Source organism: Sphingomonas kyungheensis, assembly GCF_037120395.1.
Classification (GTDB): Bacteria; Pseudomonadota; Alphaproteobacteria; order Sphingomonadales; family Sphingomonadaceae; genus Sphingomonas; species Sphingomonas kyungheensis.
In genome coordinates this window covers 288836-306872 of the sequence record NZ_JBBBDM010000001.1, presented here as the reverse complement: position 1 = coordinate 306872, position 18037 = coordinate 288836, and the positions used below count along the sequence as shown (strand labels likewise).

The following is an 18037-nucleotide window of genomic DNA, read 5'->3' as shown; positions in this document are numbered from 1 at the left end:
CGGATCGCTCCCACGGACGGGGGCGGCCTATACGCGGAGTCGGGCGACGGGTCAACGGGGCGGAGCGCGCCCCGCCGTCACCGCTTGGCGAGCGTGGTCAGCAGCAGCTTTTCGAATCGCGCCGGGTCCTCGACCTGCGGCGAATGGCCGAGGCCGTCGATCGGCACCAGCGTCGCATTCGGCATCTGCGTCACCGCCTGTCGCGCCACCACCGGAATCGCCTCGAGGAAGCGGCGCAGGTCGGGCGGCGTCTGCGCCCGGCCGAAGGCGGTGCGGTCGAGCGCGCCGATCAGCAGCGTCGTCGGCGCCTTGATCCGGTAGAGTTCGTGCGCCACCGGCTGCGTCTTGATCATCTCGCTGGTCTTGGCCTGCGCCAGCGCCACCGTGTCGCGCCCCGCCCCCTGATACATGCCGGCGAGCATCCACACCCAGCGATCGTAGGCGGGCTTCCATGTACCGTGATAATAATTGGCCTGCTGATAGGCCTTGATCGAGACGTAGCTCGTCTTGCGCTCGCCGGCCCACAAGGTGTCGACATCGGCATAGGGCAGCCCCTCCTCCGACCGGTCCTTGAGGCCGAGCGGATTGACCAGCACGAGCCGCTCGACCGCATCGGGGTAGAGGATGGCGAAGCGCATCGCGAGCATGCCGCCGAACGAATGGCCGACGATCGCCGCCCGCGGGATACCGCGCGACTCCATCAGCCGGCGAGTAAACGTTGCGAGCATTTCGAAACTATATTGCGCGGCGCGCGGCTTGGCAGATTTGCAGAAGCCGATCTGATCGGGGATCAGCACGCGATAGCCGGCCTCGGCGAGCGCCCGCGCGCTGCTCTCCCAGGTCGCGCCGCAGAAATTCTTGCCGTGCAGCAGCACGACGGTGCGGCCGTTGGGCCGCGCCGGGGCGACATCCATGAACGCCATCGTCGCCGGCTGGCCGACGATATCGACGGTCATCGTCTGCACCGGCCAGGGATAGGTGAAGCGTTCGAGATTCGGTCCCAGATCCGGCGCGGCGACCGGATCGGCGGCGGCCGCCGCCCCCGGTGCCCATGCGAGAAGGACGGCCGCCGTCATCGCCCTGATCGTCGCCACGCCGTCTCTCCTTCGCCTCGTCATGCCCGGGCGCCATAGGGGGACAGGAAGCGGGCGTCACCTTCGGATCGCCCGCCGCCGCAGTGGCCATCACACCATCGCAAGAGCATCTTGCCCTTTTCGCGACAAGGCGGTAGAGGCCGCGGCGCTGCAGGAGTGTAGCTCAGTTGGTAGAGCATCGGTCTCCAAAACCGAGGGCCCACGGTTCGAGTCCGTGCACTCCTGCCAGTCTTTCCAAGCATATGTTCCTATGTGCTTGATGTGACACAATGAAATTTTTGTCACTCGACCGGTGACGTCCGCGACCAGCCTGCTATATAGCGCCGCATGGACGAGGCTACGCGATTTACGCTTGTTTATGGCATCATCGGCATCCTGCTTCTGGTGGGAATACCGATGCTGATCGTATATCTGCGGCGCCGCAAGCGCGAGAAACTGCGCCGTCGCGGCATCAAGACCTACGGCCATTGATCGTCCCGGCGCCGCCGTCGCGCGCCGCATCTCCCCCTAAGACTTGCCTTTGCTGCCCCGCGCGGCTATCTGCGCAGGCCATCCGACAGCGAGGACGGGCCATGCCGGTTCCCCACATCAGGGGAAGCGGCGCCGGGCTTATGTCTGGAGCGATACGGATTTTCGCAATTCCAGCGGGTTTTGAGACACAGTGGCGAAGACGACCCCCATCGAATTCATCCGTCAGGTGCAGGCCGAGACCAAGAAGGTCGTCTGGCCGACCCGGCGCGAGACGATCATGACGGGCGTGATGGTGGTCATCATGACCACGATCCTCGCCTTGTTCTTCCTCGGCGTCGACACGTTCTTCAACGCGGTCGTCCAGGCGCTGCTCAAGCTCGCGAAGTAAGGGTTTTTAGATGGCGCGCTGGTACATCATTCACGCCTATTCGGGCTTTGAGGGCAAGGTCCGCGACGCGATCATGGCCGAGGCGACGCGGCTCGGCCTCGAACAGCTCGTCGAGCAGATCGAAGTGCCGACCGAGACGGTGACCGAGGCGCGCCGCGGCAAGAAGATCGCGGTCGAGCGCAAGTTCATGCCCGGCTATGTCCTCGCCAAGCTCAACATGAACGACGACGTCTACCACCTCGTCAAGAATACGCCCAAGGTGACCGGCTTCCTCGGCAGCATGGGCAAGCCGCAGGCGATCAGCGAGGCGGAAGCCGCGCGGATGCTCAACAGCAAGGAAGAGGCCGCCGCCGCGCCGAAGACCAAGGTCAAGGTCGATTACGAGATCGGCGACGCGGTCAAGGTGCTCGAAGGTCCGTTCGCCAGCTTCAACGGCATCGTCGAGGAACTCGATTTCGACAAGTCGAAGGTCAAGGTGTCGGTATCGATCTTCGGCCGCGCCACGCCGGTCGAGCTCGATTTCGAACAGGTCGAGCGCTCCAAGTAAGCGGACAGCGATCCACGCGACGACGAGGCCGGGGCGGCGACGCTCCGGCCTTTTTCATTGGGATCGCAGTCGACCGATCGACGGCCGGCCGGCTCCGGCGGGATCCCGCACACGCACGCCGTCACGCCAGCCCCGCTCCGGCATCCACCGCTCCGCAGGAGCGAATACCCCGCAATTCCGGCCCATGGCGGGACCGCAAAGGCCCCTCGAACGCGACTCCTCCGCGCCTCCGCGCCTCCGCGCGAACCAAGACCCGCTGCTTGGCTTGCGAGCGGCTAAACGATCACGCGAAGACGCAAAGGAGAATGGGTTCACGCGGAGGCGCGGAGATGTCGCGCGGTCTGCGGCTGCGAAAACTGAGACGGAGCGCGAAGAGGTGTCTCACCCTCTTCGCGTCTTCGCGCCTTCGCGCGAATCACCTGCGGCGTCAGCCGCCCGCCAGCCGCTCCCCGCCCCCTAGGCGTCCGCCAGCACCCGTGCCTCGGCTGGCTCCGCTACGCCCGCCACCGCGCGCAGATCGGCGATCAGCTCGTCCACCCGTGCCGGGTCGGCGTCCCAAGCGAACATGAAGCGCGCGCCGCCACCGATGAAGGTGTAGAACTTCCATCCCCGCGCGCGCAGCCCGTCGAGCATTGCGTCCGGCGCGGTGAGAAATACGGCATTCGCCTCGACCGGGAACATCAGCGCGACGCCCGGCAGCGCCGCCACCACCGCCGCCAGCCGCTGCGCGCAGGCATTGCCGTGGCGGGCATTGTCGAGCCACGCCCCGCTCTCCAGCAGGCCGACCCAGGGCGCCGACAGGAAGCGCATCTTGGAGGCGAGCTGCCCCGCCTGCTTGCAGCGATAGTCGAAATCCTGCGCGAGGACCGGGTCGAAGAACAACACCGCCTCGCCCACCGCCATGCCGTTCTTGGTGCCGCCGAAGCACAGCACGTCGACGCCGGCGCGCCACGTCATGTCCGCCGGCGCGCAGCCCAAGGTCGCGCAGGCATGCGCGAAGCGCGCACCATCCATGTGCAGGCGCAGGCCGAGTTCGCGGCAGACGGCGGCGATCCCCTCGATCTCGGCGATGGTATAGACCTGCCCGGTCTCGGTCGGCTGGGTGATCGTCACCACGCGCGGCTTGGGAAAATGGATGTCGGCGCGCCCGGTGGCGAGGCGGCGGATCGCCGCGGGATCGAGCTTGCCGCTCTCGGTCGGCGCGACGAGCAGCTTCGATCCGTTCGAGAAGAACTCGGGTGCGCCGCATTCGTCGGTCTCGACATGCGCCTGCGCCGAGCAGATCACGCTATGGTAGGATTGGCAGAGCGAGGCGAGCGCGAGCGAATTGGCGGCGGTGCCGTTGAACGCGAAGAACACCTCGCATTCGGTCTCGAACAGGGTGCGGAAGGCGTCGGCCGCGGCCTGCGTCCAGTCGTCGTCGCCATAGGCGCTGGCGGAGCCGCGATTCGCCTGTTCCATCGCCGCCCAGGCTTGCGGGCAGATACCGGCATAATTGTCGCTGGCGAATTGCTGGGCGTCGGTCACGTCTCGGGTCCTTCTTCGGTTGGCGGCACCGGACGGGACGACGTGATATGTGGCGTGATCCCGTGGATTGCCGGTCCGGCCACATCCCGCCACTTGCGTGGCGGCACCACCTTGCCCGGGAGCAGGTTGGTGTCGGGCGTCATCCCGACTCTTGATGCTGCGGTGCCTGTAGCCGCCCGACGGTATACGATCAAGGGGGTAAGGTCGCCGCGGGGCGGCTTGCCCGCGCGCCGACATCTGCCTAAGCCGTCATAATACCAATTGGATACCGGAGAGCAGGATGATGCGACGCTTGGACAGGATCGGCGCCCTCGCGGCACTGACCGCAGGAATCGTCTGGAGCAGCGCTGCCGCCGCCGCCGATCCGGTGACCGCGCCCGCGCTCTTCCCCGCCCCGGCCGCGCTGACGATGACCGGCGGCGCGGTGCCGCTCGGTACCGCGGCGACCCTGGTGGTCGCGCCGGGTACCGAGCCGGCGACCGTCGCGGCGATCAGCGATATCCTGTCGCAGGCCGGGGTCCGCACCCTCACCCGTGCCAAGGCGCTGCCGACGCGGCTCGATGCGACCTATGTGGTGATCGGCGGCGACGACACCGCACCGGTCCGTGCCGCGCTCGCGCGCAGCCAGGCGGCCCGCGACGATCGGGCCGAAGGCTATACGCTGACGGTGCGCGCGCTCGATCGCGGCGCGCTCGTTACGCTTGCCGGCCATGACGGCGACGGCCTGTTCCACGCCGTGCAGACGCTGCGCCAGCTCGCCACCCGCCCGCGCCTGCCGGCGCTGACCATCCGCGATCATCCGGCGATGCCGATCCGCGGCACGATCGAGGGCTTCTACGGCAAGCCGTGGACGATGGAAGACCGCAGCCGCCACCTCGCCTTCCTCGCCACGGTCAAGGCCAATACCTATGTCTACAGCCCGAAGGACGATCCGTTCGCGCGCGACAAATGGCGCGAGGCCTATCCCGCCGCGACGCTGAGCGCGCTCGGCACGCTCGCGGCGACGGCGCGGCGCAATCACGTCGACTTCGTCTACGCGATCTCGCCGGGGCCGAGCATCTGCTTCTCCGACCCTGCCGACGCCGCGGCGCTGGAGCACAAGTTCGATGCCCTGCGCGGCATCGGCGTCACCAGTTTCTACGTCGCGCTCGACGACATCGAATATACCAAGTGGAATTGTGCGGGCGATACCGCCGCCTTCGGTCCGTCGGGCGCGCAGGCGGCGGGCGTCGCACAGGCGCAATTACTCAACGGCGTGCAGCGCTATCTCACGGCGAAGGATGCACGCGCGCGGCCGCTGATCATGGTGCCGACCGAATATTACGACGCCAAGGAAACGCCGTACAAGGCCGCGCTGCGCCAGCACCTCGACCCGCGGATCGTCGTGCAATGGACCGGCACCGACGTGGTGCCGCCGGCGATCTCGATCCCCGATGCCAAGGCGGCGACCAAGGCGTTCGGCCGCAAGACGCTGCTGTGGGACAATTACCCGGTCAACGACTATGCGCAGACCACCGGCCGGCTGCTGCTCGCGCCTTATGCGCGGCGAGAGGCGGGCCTGTCGGGCGAGCTGACCGGCATCCTTTCCAACCCGATGAACCAGGAAGCGCCGAGCCGCGTCGCGGTGACCGGCGTCGCCGCCTTCGGCTGGAACGACACCGATTATGACGCCACGCTCACCTGGCATGCCGCGGCGCGCGCGCTCGCCGGCGGCGACGCGCAGGCGACCGCGGCGCTGCTGCTGTTCTTCGACACCCAGCATATCGCGCCGACCTTCGGCAGCCAGCCGTGGCAGGAGCAGGCGCCGCAGCTCAAGGCGCTGCTCGATCACGTCCGCGAGACGATCGCCGGCGGCGATGCCGCCGCGCGGCAGGCGGCGATCGGGGCATTGGCCGAGCGTGCCGATGCGCTCGCCGGCGCGGCCGACATCATCCGCGCCGGCACGGTCGATCCCGGTTTCGCCGCACAGGCCAAGCCGTGGCTCGATGCGCTGCCGCTATGGGGCCGGGCGCTCCAGCTCACCGCCGCCGGCCTCGCCGCGGCGGATCATGGCGACGCCGCCGCGCCCCGCTATTTCGCCGAGGCGCGTGCGCTCGCCACGCAGGCCGCGGCGATCCGGACGATCCCCGGCGCGACCCGCTTCGACGGCCCCGTGCGCATCGCCGACGGCGTGCTCGACCGCTTCATCTCCGACGCGCCGGGGCTGATCGCCGCGGAGTGAGCGAACGGAAGGCGCGGCCGCCGGGCTGCGCCTTCCATCACCAGGTGGCGGCCCTGACCGCCCCGCCCTGTATGGCATCGCGGCCTTACAGCTCCCCCTGATGCTTCCAGCCCTCATTGGTGAGGATCAGCGTCGCGTCGCGCTCCTGCGGGCCGGCGGTTTCGCGGCGGATGTCGGGGAAGATTTCGCGCACCTTCGCATTGGTCGCCCAATCCGGCAGGTCGGCGAGGTGGTAGCGGTAGCGGACTTGGGACACCTTCATCCCGACCGCTTCGGTCGGGCCGGAATAGCGCAATATGTCGTCGATCGTCGGCGTACCGTAGCAGAAGGTCGCGCTGTCGCCGGCGCGGCGCTTGTCCCGCGCCGCCTTGCCCGCGTCGGTCAGGTCGAAGGCGATGCCGGCGACGCGCCGTGTGCCGCCGCCCGGCTGCCGCTCGTCGAACCCCTTCGGCGTCGCCGAGAGCAGGCCGGCGCTGGCCAGCGCCTCATAGGGCGCCATGTCCTCGCGCCGCTCGCGCCGTTCGGCCTCGCTCAGGTCGGGTTCGGCCGGCGATGCCAGGATGACGGGAAAATCCTGCTCGTCGTCGCTGCCGCTCCAGCCATGTTGCGGCAAGGTGATGCATGGCGGCGTCTTTGTCAGATAGTGACCGATCACGCTCATAAAGGTGTTCTTGTCGGATTCATTGAGTTTGTCGCAGCTTGTCAGCAGCAATGCCGCCGTCAGCCAAATGGTCGCAGGTCGCACGCCCTCACTCCCTAACATAGATTATGCTTTAATATTTAGCATGTTACCTATGTCAGGCCAATATCCGGCCGATTAGTACCGATAATCACTTGCATTTTCGAGACTGCACAACTTACGCAATCAATTGCACAACTGGTAGCGCAAGGGTCGCGATCGCGCCGCGCCCCGACCCCTCGCTGTCGAGCCGCAGCGTGCCATCCATCGCGATCATCGCATTGGCGCTCCAGTGCAGGCCGTACCCGCCGGATTTGTGCGCCCGCGTCGAAAAGCCGCGCTGGAACAGCATCGCCCCCGTCGCCGCCGCAAACCCCTCGCCGTCGTCGCGGATCCGGCAGACGACCTGCCCGCCGGCGGTGTGGATCGTCACGCCGATACTGCCGCTGCCGCGCCCGGTCGCGGCGATCGCCTCGGCGGCATTGCCGAGCAGATTGCCGATCACCTGGCTGAGGATCACCCGGTTGGCACACACGGGATAGTGTCCGGCAGGAAAGCTGAACGCGATCGACGCGCTGTCGGCATAGCGGGCGATCGCCGCGTTGCGCGCAACGATCTCGCCGAGGTCGCAGGGTTCGATCGGCGGGCGTTCGTGCGCCTGCCGCTGCTGCTGACCGATGATGTCGAGGACGTGCGTCATCGCCTCGCGGCCGATGCGCAGCTCGCCGCGCATCGTCTCGCGCGCTTCGGCCTCGGCGGCGAAGGCGGCGACGGCGAAGGCGGCGAGCCGGGCGCGGCGTTCGGCGGAGCAATCCGCCTCGCCCAGTTCGGCGAGCGCCCGCGCGACGGTGGCGCGATCGATCGGCGGCGGCTGGGCGATGCCCTGGCCGAGGATCGTGCTGATCGGGGTCAGCGCGTTGCGGACGTTGTGCATCACCGCCACCGCGCTCTCGCTGCGGCCGAGCGCGAAGCCCTGCGCCTCGACCTGTTCCCGCAAGCCCTCGAGCTGCGCGAGCATCGCGTCGAGGCTGCGGCCGAGCGAGCCGAATTCGTCGCGCCGCGCGGCGTCGTCGAACCGCGTGATCACCCCCGAGGCGCGCACCTGCTCCATATGCCGTTCCACCCGCCGCAACGGCTGGAGGACGAGCCGTGCGATCACCCGCCGCAGGACGAGCAGCAGGATCAGCAGCAGCAGCGTCGACCCTGCCACTGCGAAGGACAGCATCCGCCGGCCGAGCAGCATCGCCTCGCGCGGCATGGCGAAGCGCGCCGCGGCGATCGTCCGCCCGTCCGCGCCGCGGATCGGCACCGCGATGTCGAGCCGGCCATGGTCCATCACGACCCGCTCGTCGCCGCGCGCGGTACGATCGATACGCGCCGCCAGATGGAGTTGATCGGAAAGCGCCTGCCCGGTCACCAGGCGCGCCATCACGACGAATCCGCGCGCCGCGCCACGATCCTCCCGGCCACGCAACGGCGCGACGCCGAACGCCGCGACCTGCTCGCCGAGCCGCGCGAAGACATGGCCCGAATGGCCCTGCCCGACGATCCGCGCGAGATCGGTCCGGGTGATCGCGGTGCGCAGCGCCGCCGCGCCCGCGCCGTCGGCACCGCGCCAGCGCACATTGCGGATCGTGCCATCGCGATCGACATAAGCGACGCCGTCGATACCGGGATCGCGCGGCACCGGCTTCCTGTCGGCGCCGCCCGTGCGCATCGCCGCATCGCCGTGCGCGCGATCGCCCTGGTCGCGCGTCGCCGTTTCGACCGCGGCGGCGGCATCGGCGAGCGCGGCGTGCGTCCGTTCGACATTCGCGCGCACCGCCCTCGCCTCAAGCGCGTCGAAGCTCGGGGTGATGACCGCCGCGAGCAGCACGGTGATGCCGATCGCCCCCGCCATGCCGACGATCGTCAGGATCAGCACCAGCTTGGCGCCAAGCGACCGCGGCGCCCGCAGCCGCCGGGCGAACCGACGCGGCATCAGCGACGCCACGCCGCGGGCCGGCGCGGCGGATGCGGCTTACCGCCGGTCAAACGGCGTCCTTGGCGGGGACGGGAGGCTGGCCGGGCCGCGCGGTCACGGGAGCGCGCAACACTGCCTCTCCCGCCATCCCGCCATCCCGACACCGGCGGATTCTCTGCCTGGTCGCCGCCGTGGCCAGATGTTGCCGGACGCCTTCGAGGCTCGTGCCGAGCACAGGGCGCGCCCCGATGGCACCGATACTCCCGCGCCGGCGAGACCTCTGCAAAACACCTTCCGTCACGCCGCTCGCACCCCGGCATCCACCGCCCCGCAGCCGCCCCCCGCCCACGCCCCGGCACGACCAGCCGCGCCACCTACACCGCCGCACCGCCGGCGAGCACGCGGCGTTCGGCGAGCATCACCGCGACATCGCCGTCGACCGGCTGCGAGAAGAAGAAGCCTTGCAGATGGCTGGTACCCGCAAGCCGCAGCGCCTGGACCTGTGCGACGGTCTCGACCCCCTCGGCGACCACCTCGAGTCCCAGTGCGCGGCCGAGATGGATGATCGAATGGACGATCGCCGCCGATTCGCGCTCGCGTCCCATGCCGTCGATGAAGCTGCGGTCGATCTTGAGGCTGTCGAGCGCGAATTTGCGGATATTATAGAGCGACGAATAGCCGGTGCCGAAATCGTCGAGCGCGATGCGGAAGCCCATCTGGCGCAGCCGGAACAAGGTTTCGGCGGCGCGCTCGGCATCGTCGAAAATGGCGGTTTCGGTGATCTCGATCTGCACCCGCCCCGGTGCGACGCCGGCCCGCTGCGCACTCTCCATGACATGGGCGACGAAATTGTGCCGGCGGAACTGGCGCGGCGAGAAGTTGATCGAGACATATTGCTGCGGCAGCCGCGCCACCATCGCCAGCGCCTCGGCGAGGATCCAGTCGCCGATGGTGTGGATGACGTTGCTTTCCTCGGCGATCGGGATGAACACCGCCGGGCTGATCCGGCCGTAGACCGCGCTGTCCCAGCGGACCAGCGCCTCGAAGCCGACCACCTCCAGCTCGCCGCGCGCGACGATCGGCTGATAGACGAGGCGCAGTTCGTCACGCTCGACCGCGCGCGCGAGTCCCTGTTCGACGCGGCGGCGGAAGCGGATGCCCTCGTCCATCGTCTCGTCGAACAGGCGGGTGACGCCGCGGCCGACGCGCTTGGCATCGTTGAGCGCGAGATCGGCGCGGCGCAGCGAATCGAGCGGATCGACCCCCGCGCCGTCGACGACGACCAGCCCCGCCGAGGCGCCGCTCTGCACCGCATGGCCGAACAATCGGTGCGTACCGGCGCAGGCGGCGATGATCCGGTCGCATGCCATCGTCGCGGCGGCGTCGCCGGCGGTGTCGAACAATACGCCGAACTCGTCGCCGCCGAGCCGCGCGACGATCGCCTCCTCCGGCGCGGTCGCGGTCAGGATCGCATAGACGTCGCGGATCAGCGCATCGCCGGCAAGATGGCCGAGCGTGTCGTTGATCAGCTTGAACCGGTCGAGATCGAGCATCGCGATGGCGAAGCGGCCGGGCCGGCGCGCCCGGTCGCCGAGCGCGCGCAGGAAGGCGAGCCGGTTGGGCGCATCGGTCAGCGAATCATGCGTGGCGAGATGCAGCGCCCGACTTTCGTTGGCGGCGAGTTCGGCGGCCTGCTGTTCGAGCTGGACGATCTGCTCGGCGAGCTGCGCCCGCGTCGCGGCGAGCGCGCGGTCGACCTGCCAGCGATCCGCCAGCGCGGTCGCGGTCTGGACGATCTCGGCGACCTCGAACGGCTTGGCGATGTAGAAGATCTTGTCCGCCGGCCCGGCGACCTTGCTGATCTCGACCGGCGAGAAATCGGAATAGCCGGTGACGATGCACAGATTGATCTCGGCATCGATGCGGCGGATGCGCCGCGCCGTCTCGCGCCCGTCGATCCCCGGCGGCATGCGCACGTCGATGAACGCGGCGGCGAAGGGCGCGCCGTCGGCCAGCGCGCGCTCGACCGCGGCGACCGCCTCCTCGCCCTGGCGGCAATGGGTCAGCGCGAAGCCCGGCGATTCGGCGGCGGGGTCGGCGCCGAACAGCGCCGCCGCCATTGCGCCCAGCGCCGGGGCATCGGGTCCGCGCGGCGGCGCGAAGCTGCGCCGGTAGCTGTCGTGCATCGCCTCTTCGTCGTCGATGATCAGCAGCCGCCTGGGCAGCGCGCGCGCGGGATCGGCAGTCATCGACACGGCTTGTCCCTCTCAACGTTGCGAAAGGGCTAAGGAAATACGGTTAAGAGGCTGTGAACGAAGCCAGATGCTGGGTGAGCGCCTGCCCGCCGAGGACGATCGCGCCGAGCGGCCCGGCATTGCCGCCGAGCGCCGGCGGCACGACGAAGGCGGGTTCGGCGATCTCGGGCAGCGCGATATAGCCGGCGAGGCTCTTGACCATCGCGGCGCGGATGCGCGGGAACAGGTGATCGTTGCCGACCATCACGCCGCCGCCCATCACGATCCGCCGCGGCACGCCGGTCAGCACCAACGTATGGCAGAGCTGCGCGAGGACGTGCGCGACCGGTTCCCAGACGGGGTCGTCGGCGGCGATGTCCTCGCCCTTGCGGCCGGCGCGGGCGCCGATCGCCGGGCCGGCGGCGAGCCCTTCCAGGCAGCCGCCGTGGAACGGGCAGATGCCGATCCAGTCGTCGCCGGCGAGCCGGTCGGGGCGGAGATGGCCGAGCTCGCTATGCGTCAGCCCGTCGACCGGCACGCCATTGGCGATCAGCCCGACGCCGATCCCCGTGCCCACCGTCACATAGGCGACGTCGCGCAGCCCCGCGGCGGCGCCCCAGCGCGCCTCGGCGAGCGCCGCGCCGACGACATCGGTGTGGAAGCCAGTCGGCACCTCATAGCGGGCGGCGAGCCGGCGGGCGACGTCGGTCCCCGCCCAATGCGGCTTGGGGGTGGAAGTGATCTGGCCGTAATCGGCGGCGTCGCGGTCGATCGCGATCGGCCCGAAGCTGGCGATGCCGAGCGCGTCGAACCGGCCCCAGCCGTCGAGCACCCGCTCGATCGCCGCCAGCGTCTCGTCGGGGCGCGTCGTCGGCAGCTGGACGCGATCCTCGATCGCATCCGGTCCACGGGCCAGCAGGCAGACGATCTTCGTCCCGCCCAATTCGACGCCGGCTACCAGAGGGGGGACGCTGATCACGATCGTTTCTCCTTCGACGACGTCGAGTTAGCGGGCCAGACGCGAAAGTCGACCCCGGCGGATGTGTAACGGGGCGAGGCTGACATCTGCGCCACCCGTGTTACCGTGGAGGCGCGGCCTCGACGAAACCGCGCCCGTGCTCCTGCGCACGCAGGAGCCCAAGGTCACGAAGCGGGTCAGTCGTTGCTCTGCCTGGCCGCGGGTCCTGCTTGGGCAGGAACACGGTGACGGTGGGCAACGAGGCCCGCTTTCGCAGCGGTCCTGCGGAAGCGGGGCGCACGGTGCTCCTGATGCCGAAGGTCACACCTTAGCGTGGCCACTAGCCCTCGCCTACAGGCGACCTTTGGAGAACGGGCGATATCACCTTTCAGCACCACCCCGGCGGAGGCCGGGGTCCAGTTCGGCGAGATCAGTGACACCCACTGACCGGCCCCCAACTGGACCCGGGCCTCCGCCGGAGTGGTGCCGAGGCTGTGGCTTAGACCTCGCCTGCGCGGGTATCGATACGAACCGAGCGCTCAGGCAATCATCCGCGAAACCCCGGTCTCACCCCACCGACAAGGACGGGACGCCGCCAGGCACCCCGCCCTCGCCCGCATCAATGGTTGTCGCGCGGCAACCCCATCGTCTGCGCGATCCGCTGGTATTTTTCCGATCCTTCCAGGATCGCGCCGGTGTTCATCTGGCCGACCACCGCGCGCTGGATCTCCTGCCACGGCGTCTGCGAGGCGGGATAGGCAAAGCCCCCCGCCGCCGCCAGCGCGGCCCGGCGATCCATCAATTCGGCGTCGGAGATCAGCACATTGGCGGTGCCGGTGTTGAGATCGACGCGCACCCGGTCGCCGGTCCTGAGCAGCGCGAGCCCGCCCATCGCCGCCGCCTCGGGACTGGCGTTGAGGATCGACGGCGATCCGCTCGTCCCCGACTGGCGGCCGTCGCCGATGCACGGCAGCGCATGGACGCCCTCGGTGATCAGATAGGCCGGCGGCCGCATGTTGACGACCTCCGCCGCGCCCGGATAGCCGATCGGCCCGGCGCCGCGCATGAACAGCAGCGTCTCCGGGGTGATGCCGGTCGCCGGATCGTCGATCCGGTGGTGGTAATCCTCCGGCCCGTCGAACACCACCGCCGGCCCCTCGAACGCATTGGGATCGTCGGGGTTGGAGAGATAGCGGTCGCGGAATTCGGGCGAGATCACGCTGGTCTTCATCACCGCCGCGTCGAACAGATTGCCCGACAGGACGATGAAGCCCGCATCCTCGACCAGCGGCTGGTCGAAGGGGCGGATCACCTTCTCGTCCTCGATCGCGACGCCGCGGCAATTCTCGCCCATCGTCTTGCCGTTGACGGTCAGCGCGCCCTCGTCGATCAGCCCCTGGCCGATCAGCTGGTTGACCACCGCGGGCACGCCGCCGGCGCGATAATAATCCTCGCCGAGATATTCGCCGGCGGGCTGCAAATTGACGAGCAGCGGCACCTTGTGCCCCTCCGTCTCCCAGTCCTTGAGCGGCAGGTCGACGCCGATGTGGCGCGCGATCGCGGCGAGGTGGATCGGCGCGTTGGTCGATCCGCCGATCGCCGAATTGACCTTGATCGCATTATGGAACGCCGCCTTGGTCAGGATGTCGGACGGCTTGAGATCGTCCTGCACCATCTCGACGATGCGCTTGCCGGTGCGGTAGGACACTTCCTGCCGGTCGCGATAGGGCGCCGGGATCGCCGCCGAGCCGGGCAGCGACATGCCGAGCGCCTCGCACAGCGAATTCATCGTCGTCGCGGTGCCCATCGTGTTGCAATAGCCGGTCGACGGCGCCGAGCTGGCGACGAGCCGGATGAATTCGGCATCGTCGATCTCGCCCGCGGCGAGCAGCTGCCGCGCCTTCCAGACGATCGTCCCCGATCCGGTGCGCTCGCCCTTGTGCCAGCCGTTGAGCATCGGCCCGACCGACAAAGCGATCGCCGGGATGTTGACCGTCGCGGCGGCCATCAGCGCGGCAGGCGTCGTCTTGTCGCAGCCGATCGTCAGCACCACGCCGTCGAGCGGATAGCCGTACAGCACCTCGACCAGCCCGAGATAGGCGAGGTTGCGGTCGAGCCCGGCGGTCGGCCGCTTGCCCGTCTCCTGGATCGGATGGACCGGGAATTCGAGCACGATCCCGCCCGCTTCGCGAATCCCCTCGCGCACCCGCTCCGCCAGCACCAGATGGTGGCGGTTGCACGGGCTGAGGTCACTGCCGGTCTGGGCGATGCCGATGATCGGCTTGCCCGACTGCAGCTCCTCCAGCGACAGGCCGAAGTTGAGATAGCGCTCCAGATAGAGCGCCGTCATGTCGATGTTCGCCGGATTGTCGAACCAGGCACGGCTGCGCAATTGCGTCATATTATTTGGCCACCGAAAGTTTGTAGATCATCACGTGACGATACGGCTTGCCGGGATCGACCCGGGCCGAGGCGAAATTGGGCTTGTTGGGCGCATCGGGGAATTTCTGCGGTTCCAGCGCGACGCCGTCGCCCATCCGATAGACGTGACGATTCTTGCCGATGTAGCTGCCGTCGAGGAAGTTGCCGGTGTACATCTGCACGCCCGGCTCGGTGCTCGACACTTCCAGCACGCGGCCCGAGACGGGATCCTCGAGCCGCGCGGCGAGCTGCGGCGTCGCGGTCAGGCCCTTGTCGAGCGCAAAATTGTGATCGTAGCCGTGGCCCATCACGATCTGCGGGTCATGCCCGTCGCGCACGCCCTCGCCCAGCATCCGGCCGCTGCGGAAATCGAACACCGTGCCCGCCACCGGGCGCAGCTCGCCGGTCGGCACGAGATTGGCGTCGACCGGGGTGATCGCCTTGGCCGGGATGGTCAGCCGCTGGTTGAGGATGCCGAGCGGCGACCCCTCGCCGGCGAGGTTGAAGATTCCGTGGTTGGTCATGTTGACCACCGTCGGCTTGTCGGTCTTCGCGCCGAAGGCGATGGTCAGCGCGCCGTCGTCGGCCATCGTATAGGTGACGGTGACGTCGAGCTTGCCGGGATAGCCCTGGTCGCCGTCGGCGCTGGTCAGCGCCAGCGTCGCCGATCCGTCCTTGGCGGAGACGATCCGCCATAGGCGCTTGTCGAAGCCGACCTGGCCGCCGTGCAGCGAATTGACCTTGTCGTTGAGCGGCAGCTGATACGTCTTGCCGTCGAGCGTGAACTTGCCGCCGCCGATGCGGTTGGCGAAGCGGCCGACGGTGACGCCGAAATAATTGGGATGCGCGGCATAGTCCGCGGCATCGTCATAGCCGAGCAGCACGTCGGCGATCTTGCCGTCGCGGTCCGGCCCCGACAGTTTCTGCAAGGTCGCGCCATAGGTCAGCACGCGCGCCGAGACGCCGTTGGCCGCGGTCAGCGTCACCGCCTCGATCGCGGTGCCGTCGGCGAGTCGTCCCGCCGCCTCGCGCTGTGTGGTCGCGGCATCGGCCTGTGCGGCGGCGAGCGCGGTCAATCCCGCGCCTGCGATGAAGATAGCCTTCCGAAGCTTCATTGCCCCCTCCTGAGCGTGTATCGCCGGCATTGACCGGGCGCGTCGGGACTATATAGTCTGACAAATACCCGGCGCGCAAGGCAGCCGAACGCGCGACAGGCGGAGAGGGACGAGATTATGGCAGGACCGATTGGCGTAACGACGAACGGTGCGGCACCCGCCGCGGTGGGCGCGGGGGGATCGTATCGCAAGGCGTTGAGCCTGCTCGCGAGTCTGTTCTTCATGTGGGGCTTCATCACCGTCATCAACGGGGTGCTGCTGCCGCATCTGCGCAGCGTGTTCGAGCTCGATTATACCCAGACGACGCTGATCGAATCGGTCTGGTTCATCGCCTATTTCTTCGCCTCGATTCCCTCCGCCAAGCTGATCGAGCGGGTCGGCTATCAGCGTGCGATCGTCATCGGCCTGCTGATCATGGCGGCGGGTGCGCTCGGCATGACGCTCGCCGCGAGCATCCCGTCCTATGGCGTGACGCTGGTGATGCTGTTCGTCATCGCCAGCGGCATCACGCTGCTCCAGGTCGCCGCCAACCCCTATGTCACCGTGATCGGGCCGCCCGAGACGGGATCGTCGCGGCTCAATCTGGTGCAGGCGTTCAACTCGCTCGGCACGACGCTCGCGCCGCTGTTCGCCGGCTATCTGATCCTCGGCCGCAGCCGCAGCGGCACCGCCGAGGCAGGCGCGACGATCAGCCAGGCGCAGCGTTATGCCGACGCCCAGTCGGTGATCCTGCCCTATGTGCTCGTCGCGATCGTGCTGGTCGTGCTGGCGGTGGTGATCGCGCGCTTCCCGCTGCCCGCGCTCGGTGCGGCGACGCAGCGCGCCGCCAAGGCGGACAGGCATCAGCATTCGCTGTGGAAGCACCGCAACCTGACGCTCGGCATCCCGACGATGATCGCCTATCTGCTCGCCGAGATCGGCGTCGCCAACCTGTTCGTCAACTTCGTGTCGCAGCCACAGATCGCCGCGGTGACCCACGAACAGGCGTCGCGCTACCTGTCGCTGCTGTGGGGCGGGATGATGGTCGGCCGCTTCGTCGGCAGCGTCGTCATGCAGAAGATCGCGCCCGAGCGCGTGCTGTCGGTCTTCGCCTTCGGCGCGCTGGTCGTCGTCGCCATCGCCACCTTCACCACCGGTCCGGAAGCGATGTGGGCGCTGATCGCGGTCGGCCTGTTCCATTCGATCATGTTCCCGACGATCTTCACCCTCGCGATCCGCGGCCTCGGCCCGCTCACCGAGGAAGGATCGGGTCTGATGATCATGGCGATCGCCGGCGGCGCGCTCGTCGTCGTGCAGGGCTGGCTCGCCGATCATTACGGCCTGCAGAATTCGTTCTTCCTGACCATGGCGTGCGAGGTGATCGTGCTCGCCTACGCGCTGTGGGGATCGAAGCCGACGGCGAGCCTTGGCGACCAGACCGTCGCCTGAGGATTCTCCAGCGGTGACTGCGACATCCGGCCCCGGCGGCGTCATCGCCGTCGATTGGGGCACCACCAACCGCCGCGCCTATCGGCTCGACGCGGACGGCCGCGTCGGCGACGCGCTGCGCGACGATCGCGGCGTGCTGACGATGGCGGCGGACGACTATCCGCCCGCGCTCGCCGCGCTGCGCGAGCGGCTCGGCGACCTGCCGGTGATCGCGGCGGGGATGATCGGATCGACCCGCGGCTGGCGGGAGGCGCCCTACGTCCCCGCCCCCTGCGGCCTTGCCGATCTCGCGGCGGCCGCGCTGCGCCTGCCGGAGGCGCGGATGACGATCGTCCCCGGCGTGTCGGTGCTCACCGAGCGGCGGGCCGACGTGATGCGCGGCGAGGAGATCCAGGTGCTCGGCGCGATCGCCGCGGGTCTCGCCCCCGCCGATGCGCTCTTCTGCCAGCCCGGCACGCACAACAAATGGATCACCACCGCCGACGCCCGCATCGTCGATGTCGCGACGGTGATGACCGGTGAATTGTTCTCGCTGCTCAAGGGACACGGCATTCTCGCCGGCATGCTCGACGGCGCGGTGGTCGACGGCACCGCCTTCCGCGACGGCCTCGCCCGCGGCGCCGGCGCCTGCGACCTCGGCACCGCCTTGTTCGAGGTGCGCGCGAGCGTATTGCTCGGCCGCCGCGCGAGCGAGGAGGCCGCGGCCTATGCGAGCGGCGTCCTGATCGGATCGGACGTCGGCGCACGCGCCGTCGCCGGCCGCACCGTCCACCTGCTCGCGGAGGGCGCGCTCGCCGATCTCTACAAGGTGGCGATCGAGACGCTCGACGGCACCGTCGTCGCGATCGACGCCACCGCGGGCTTCCTCGGCGGCGTTCACCGGCTGCGCGGGATGCTGGCGTGAACGGCGTGCGCTCTTCGCCTATCGTCGCGACAGAGCCGGTATCCCCGCGCGGGCAGGACCTGTGCAACAGTCTTGACCGCGCCCGAA

At 68.8% G+C, this 18037-nt stretch carries 14 protein-coding genes, 1 tRNA gene and 1 riboswitch; of the genes, 7 read left to right on the top strand and 8 right to left on the bottom strand.

Annotated features, from left to right (window positions below; translation table 11 throughout):
• Positions 1 to 77: 77 nt before the first annotated feature.
• Positions 78 to 1094, bottom strand: a complete 1017-nt coding sequence (locus V8201_RS01395; protein ID WP_271299484.1) for an alpha/beta fold hydrolase — start codon at positions 1092 to 1094, stop codon at positions 78 to 80.
• Between the two features lie 152 nt (positions 1095 to 1246).
• Between V8201_RS01395 and V8201_RS01390 the strand changes: the two genes are divergently transcribed.
• From V8201_RS01390 to nusG, 4 genes are all read left to right on the top strand, one after another.
• Positions 1247 to 1322: transfer RNA gene (locus V8201_RS01390), tRNA-Trp, on the top strand.
• Positions 1323 to 1421: 99 nt separating this feature from the next.
• The gene (locus V8201_RS01385) at positions 1422 to 1565 is read left to right on the top strand and encodes a hypothetical protein (protein WP_200870397.1); all 144 of its coding nucleotides are present in this window, start codon (positions 1422 to 1424) and stop codon (positions 1563 to 1565) included.
• A gap of 190 nt (positions 1566 to 1755) precedes the next feature.
• Positions 1756 to 1953, top strand: coding sequence for a preprotein translocase subunit SecE (gene secE, locus V8201_RS01380; protein WP_017979500.1), 198 nt, complete (start codon positions 1756 to 1758; stop codon positions 1951 to 1953).
• Between the two features lie 10 nt (positions 1954 to 1963).
• Positions 1964 to 2500 (top strand): transcription termination/antitermination protein NusG, encoded by a 537-nt coding sequence (nusG, locus tag V8201_RS01375; RefSeq protein WP_037534189.1) that lies wholly within the window; start codon positions 1964 to 1966, stop codon positions 2498 to 2500.
• Positions 2501 to 2956: 456 nt separating this feature from the next.
• On the opposite strand, the gene V8201_RS01370 is transcribed toward nusG, so the two are convergent.
• Positions 2957 to 4027, bottom strand: a complete 1071-nt coding sequence (locus tag V8201_RS01370) for a threonine aldolase family protein (RefSeq protein ID WP_336544300.1) — start codon at positions 4025 to 4027, stop codon at positions 2957 to 2959.
• A 53-nt stretch (positions 4028 to 4080) separates the two neighbouring features.
• A riboswitch (SAM-I-IV-variant riboswitch) is annotated at positions 4081 to 4190 on the bottom strand.
• A gap of 117 nt (positions 4191 to 4307) precedes the next feature.
• Here V8201_RS01370 and V8201_RS01365 point away from each other — a divergent pair.
• Positions 4308 to 6248: a glycoside hydrolase family 84 protein gene (locus V8201_RS01365; protein WP_336544299.1), complete on the top strand. Its 1941-nt coding sequence runs from the start codon at positions 4308 to 4310 to the stop codon at positions 6246 to 6248.
• Between the two features lie 85 nt (positions 6249 to 6333).
• Here the strand turns inward: V8201_RS01365 and V8201_RS01360 are convergent, their stop codons facing one another.
• The 6 genes from V8201_RS01360 to V8201_RS01335 form a co-directional block, all read right to left on the bottom strand.
• The gene (locus V8201_RS01360) at positions 6334 to 7011 is read right to left on the bottom strand and encodes an SEN1982 family lipoprotein (protein ID WP_505572635.1); all 678 of its coding nucleotides are present in this window, start codon (positions 7009 to 7011) and stop codon (positions 6334 to 6336) included.
• Positions 7012 to 7105: 94 nt separating this feature from the next.
• The gene (locus V8201_RS01355; protein ID WP_336544297.1) at positions 7106 to 8908 is read right to left on the bottom strand and encodes an ATP-binding protein; all 1803 of its coding nucleotides are present in this window, start codon (positions 8906 to 8908) and stop codon (positions 7106 to 7108) included.
• Between the two features lie 356 nt (positions 8909 to 9264).
• Positions 9265 to 11139, bottom strand: a complete 1875-nt coding sequence (locus V8201_RS01350) for a putative bifunctional diguanylate cyclase/phosphodiesterase (protein WP_037535465.1) — start codon at positions 11137 to 11139, stop codon at positions 9265 to 9267.
• 49 nt (positions 11140 to 11188) lie between these two features.
• Complete coding sequence (locus V8201_RS01345; RefSeq protein ID WP_152542351.1) at positions 11189 to 12103, bottom strand: ROK family protein; 915 nt, start codon at positions 12101 to 12103, stop codon at positions 11189 to 11191.
• Between the two features lie 598 nt (positions 12104 to 12701).
• Positions 12702 to 14483, bottom strand: a complete 1782-nt coding sequence (locus V8201_RS01340) for an IlvD/Edd family dehydratase (RefSeq protein WP_336544296.1) — start codon at positions 14481 to 14483, stop codon at positions 12702 to 12704.
• A 1-nt stretch (position 14484) separates the two neighbouring features.
• The gene (locus V8201_RS01335) at positions 14485 to 15618 is read right to left on the bottom strand and encodes an aldose epimerase family protein (RefSeq protein WP_037535469.1); all 1134 of its coding nucleotides are present in this window, start codon (positions 15616 to 15618) and stop codon (positions 14485 to 14487) included.
• A 117-nt stretch (positions 15619 to 15735) separates the two neighbouring features.
• Between V8201_RS01335 and V8201_RS01330 the strand changes: the two genes are divergently transcribed.
• Complete coding sequence (locus V8201_RS01330) at positions 15736 to 17046, top strand: sugar MFS transporter (protein WP_336544295.1); 1311 nt, start codon at positions 15736 to 15738, stop codon at positions 17044 to 17046.
• A gap of 13 nt (positions 17047 to 17059) precedes the next feature.
• A complete protein-coding gene (locus tag V8201_RS01325) occupies positions 17060 to 17950 on the top strand; it encodes a 2-dehydro-3-deoxygalactonokinase (protein WP_336544294.1) in 891 nt (296 codons plus the stop codon).
• Positions 17951 to 18037 lie beyond the last annotated feature (87 nt).

What these genes read in the sequence shown, in the direction of transcription:
- V8201_RS01330 (WP_336544295.1), top strand. Translation starts at nt 15,736, where the DNA reads ATGGCAGGACCGATTGGCGTAACGACGAACGGTGCGGCACCCGCCGCG.
- nusG (WP_037534189.1), top strand. Translation starts at nt 1,964, where the DNA reads ATGGCGCGCTGGTACATCATTCACGCCTATTCGGGCTTTGAGGGCAAG.
- V8201_RS01365 (WP_336544299.1), top strand. Translation starts at nt 4,308, where the DNA reads ATGATGCGACGCTTGGACAGGATCGGCGCCCTCGCGGCACTGACCGCA.
- V8201_RS01350 (WP_037535465.1), bottom strand. Translation starts at nt 11,139, where the DNA reads ATGACTGCCGATCCCGCGCGCGCGCTGCCCAGGCGGCTGCTGATCATC.
- V8201_RS01355 (WP_336544297.1), bottom strand. Translation starts at nt 8,908, where the DNA reads ATGCCGCGTCGGTTCGCCCGGCGGCTGCGGGCGCCGCGGTCGCTTGGC.
- V8201_RS01360 (WP_505572635.1), bottom strand. Translation starts at nt 7,011, where the DNA reads ATGTTAGGGAGTGAGGGCGTGCGACCTGCGACCATTTGGCTGACGGCG.
- V8201_RS01385 (WP_200870397.1), top strand. Translation starts at nt 1,422, where the DNA reads ATGGACGAGGCTACGCGATTTACGCTTGTTTATGGCATCATCGGCATC.
- V8201_RS01340 (WP_336544296.1), bottom strand. Translation starts at nt 14,483, where the DNA reads ATGACGCAATTGCGCAGCCGTGCCTGGTTCGACAATCCGGCGAACATC.
- V8201_RS01335 (WP_037535469.1), bottom strand. Translation starts at nt 15,618, where the DNA reads ATGAAGCTTCGGAAGGCTATCTTCATCGCAGGCGCGGGATTGACCGCG.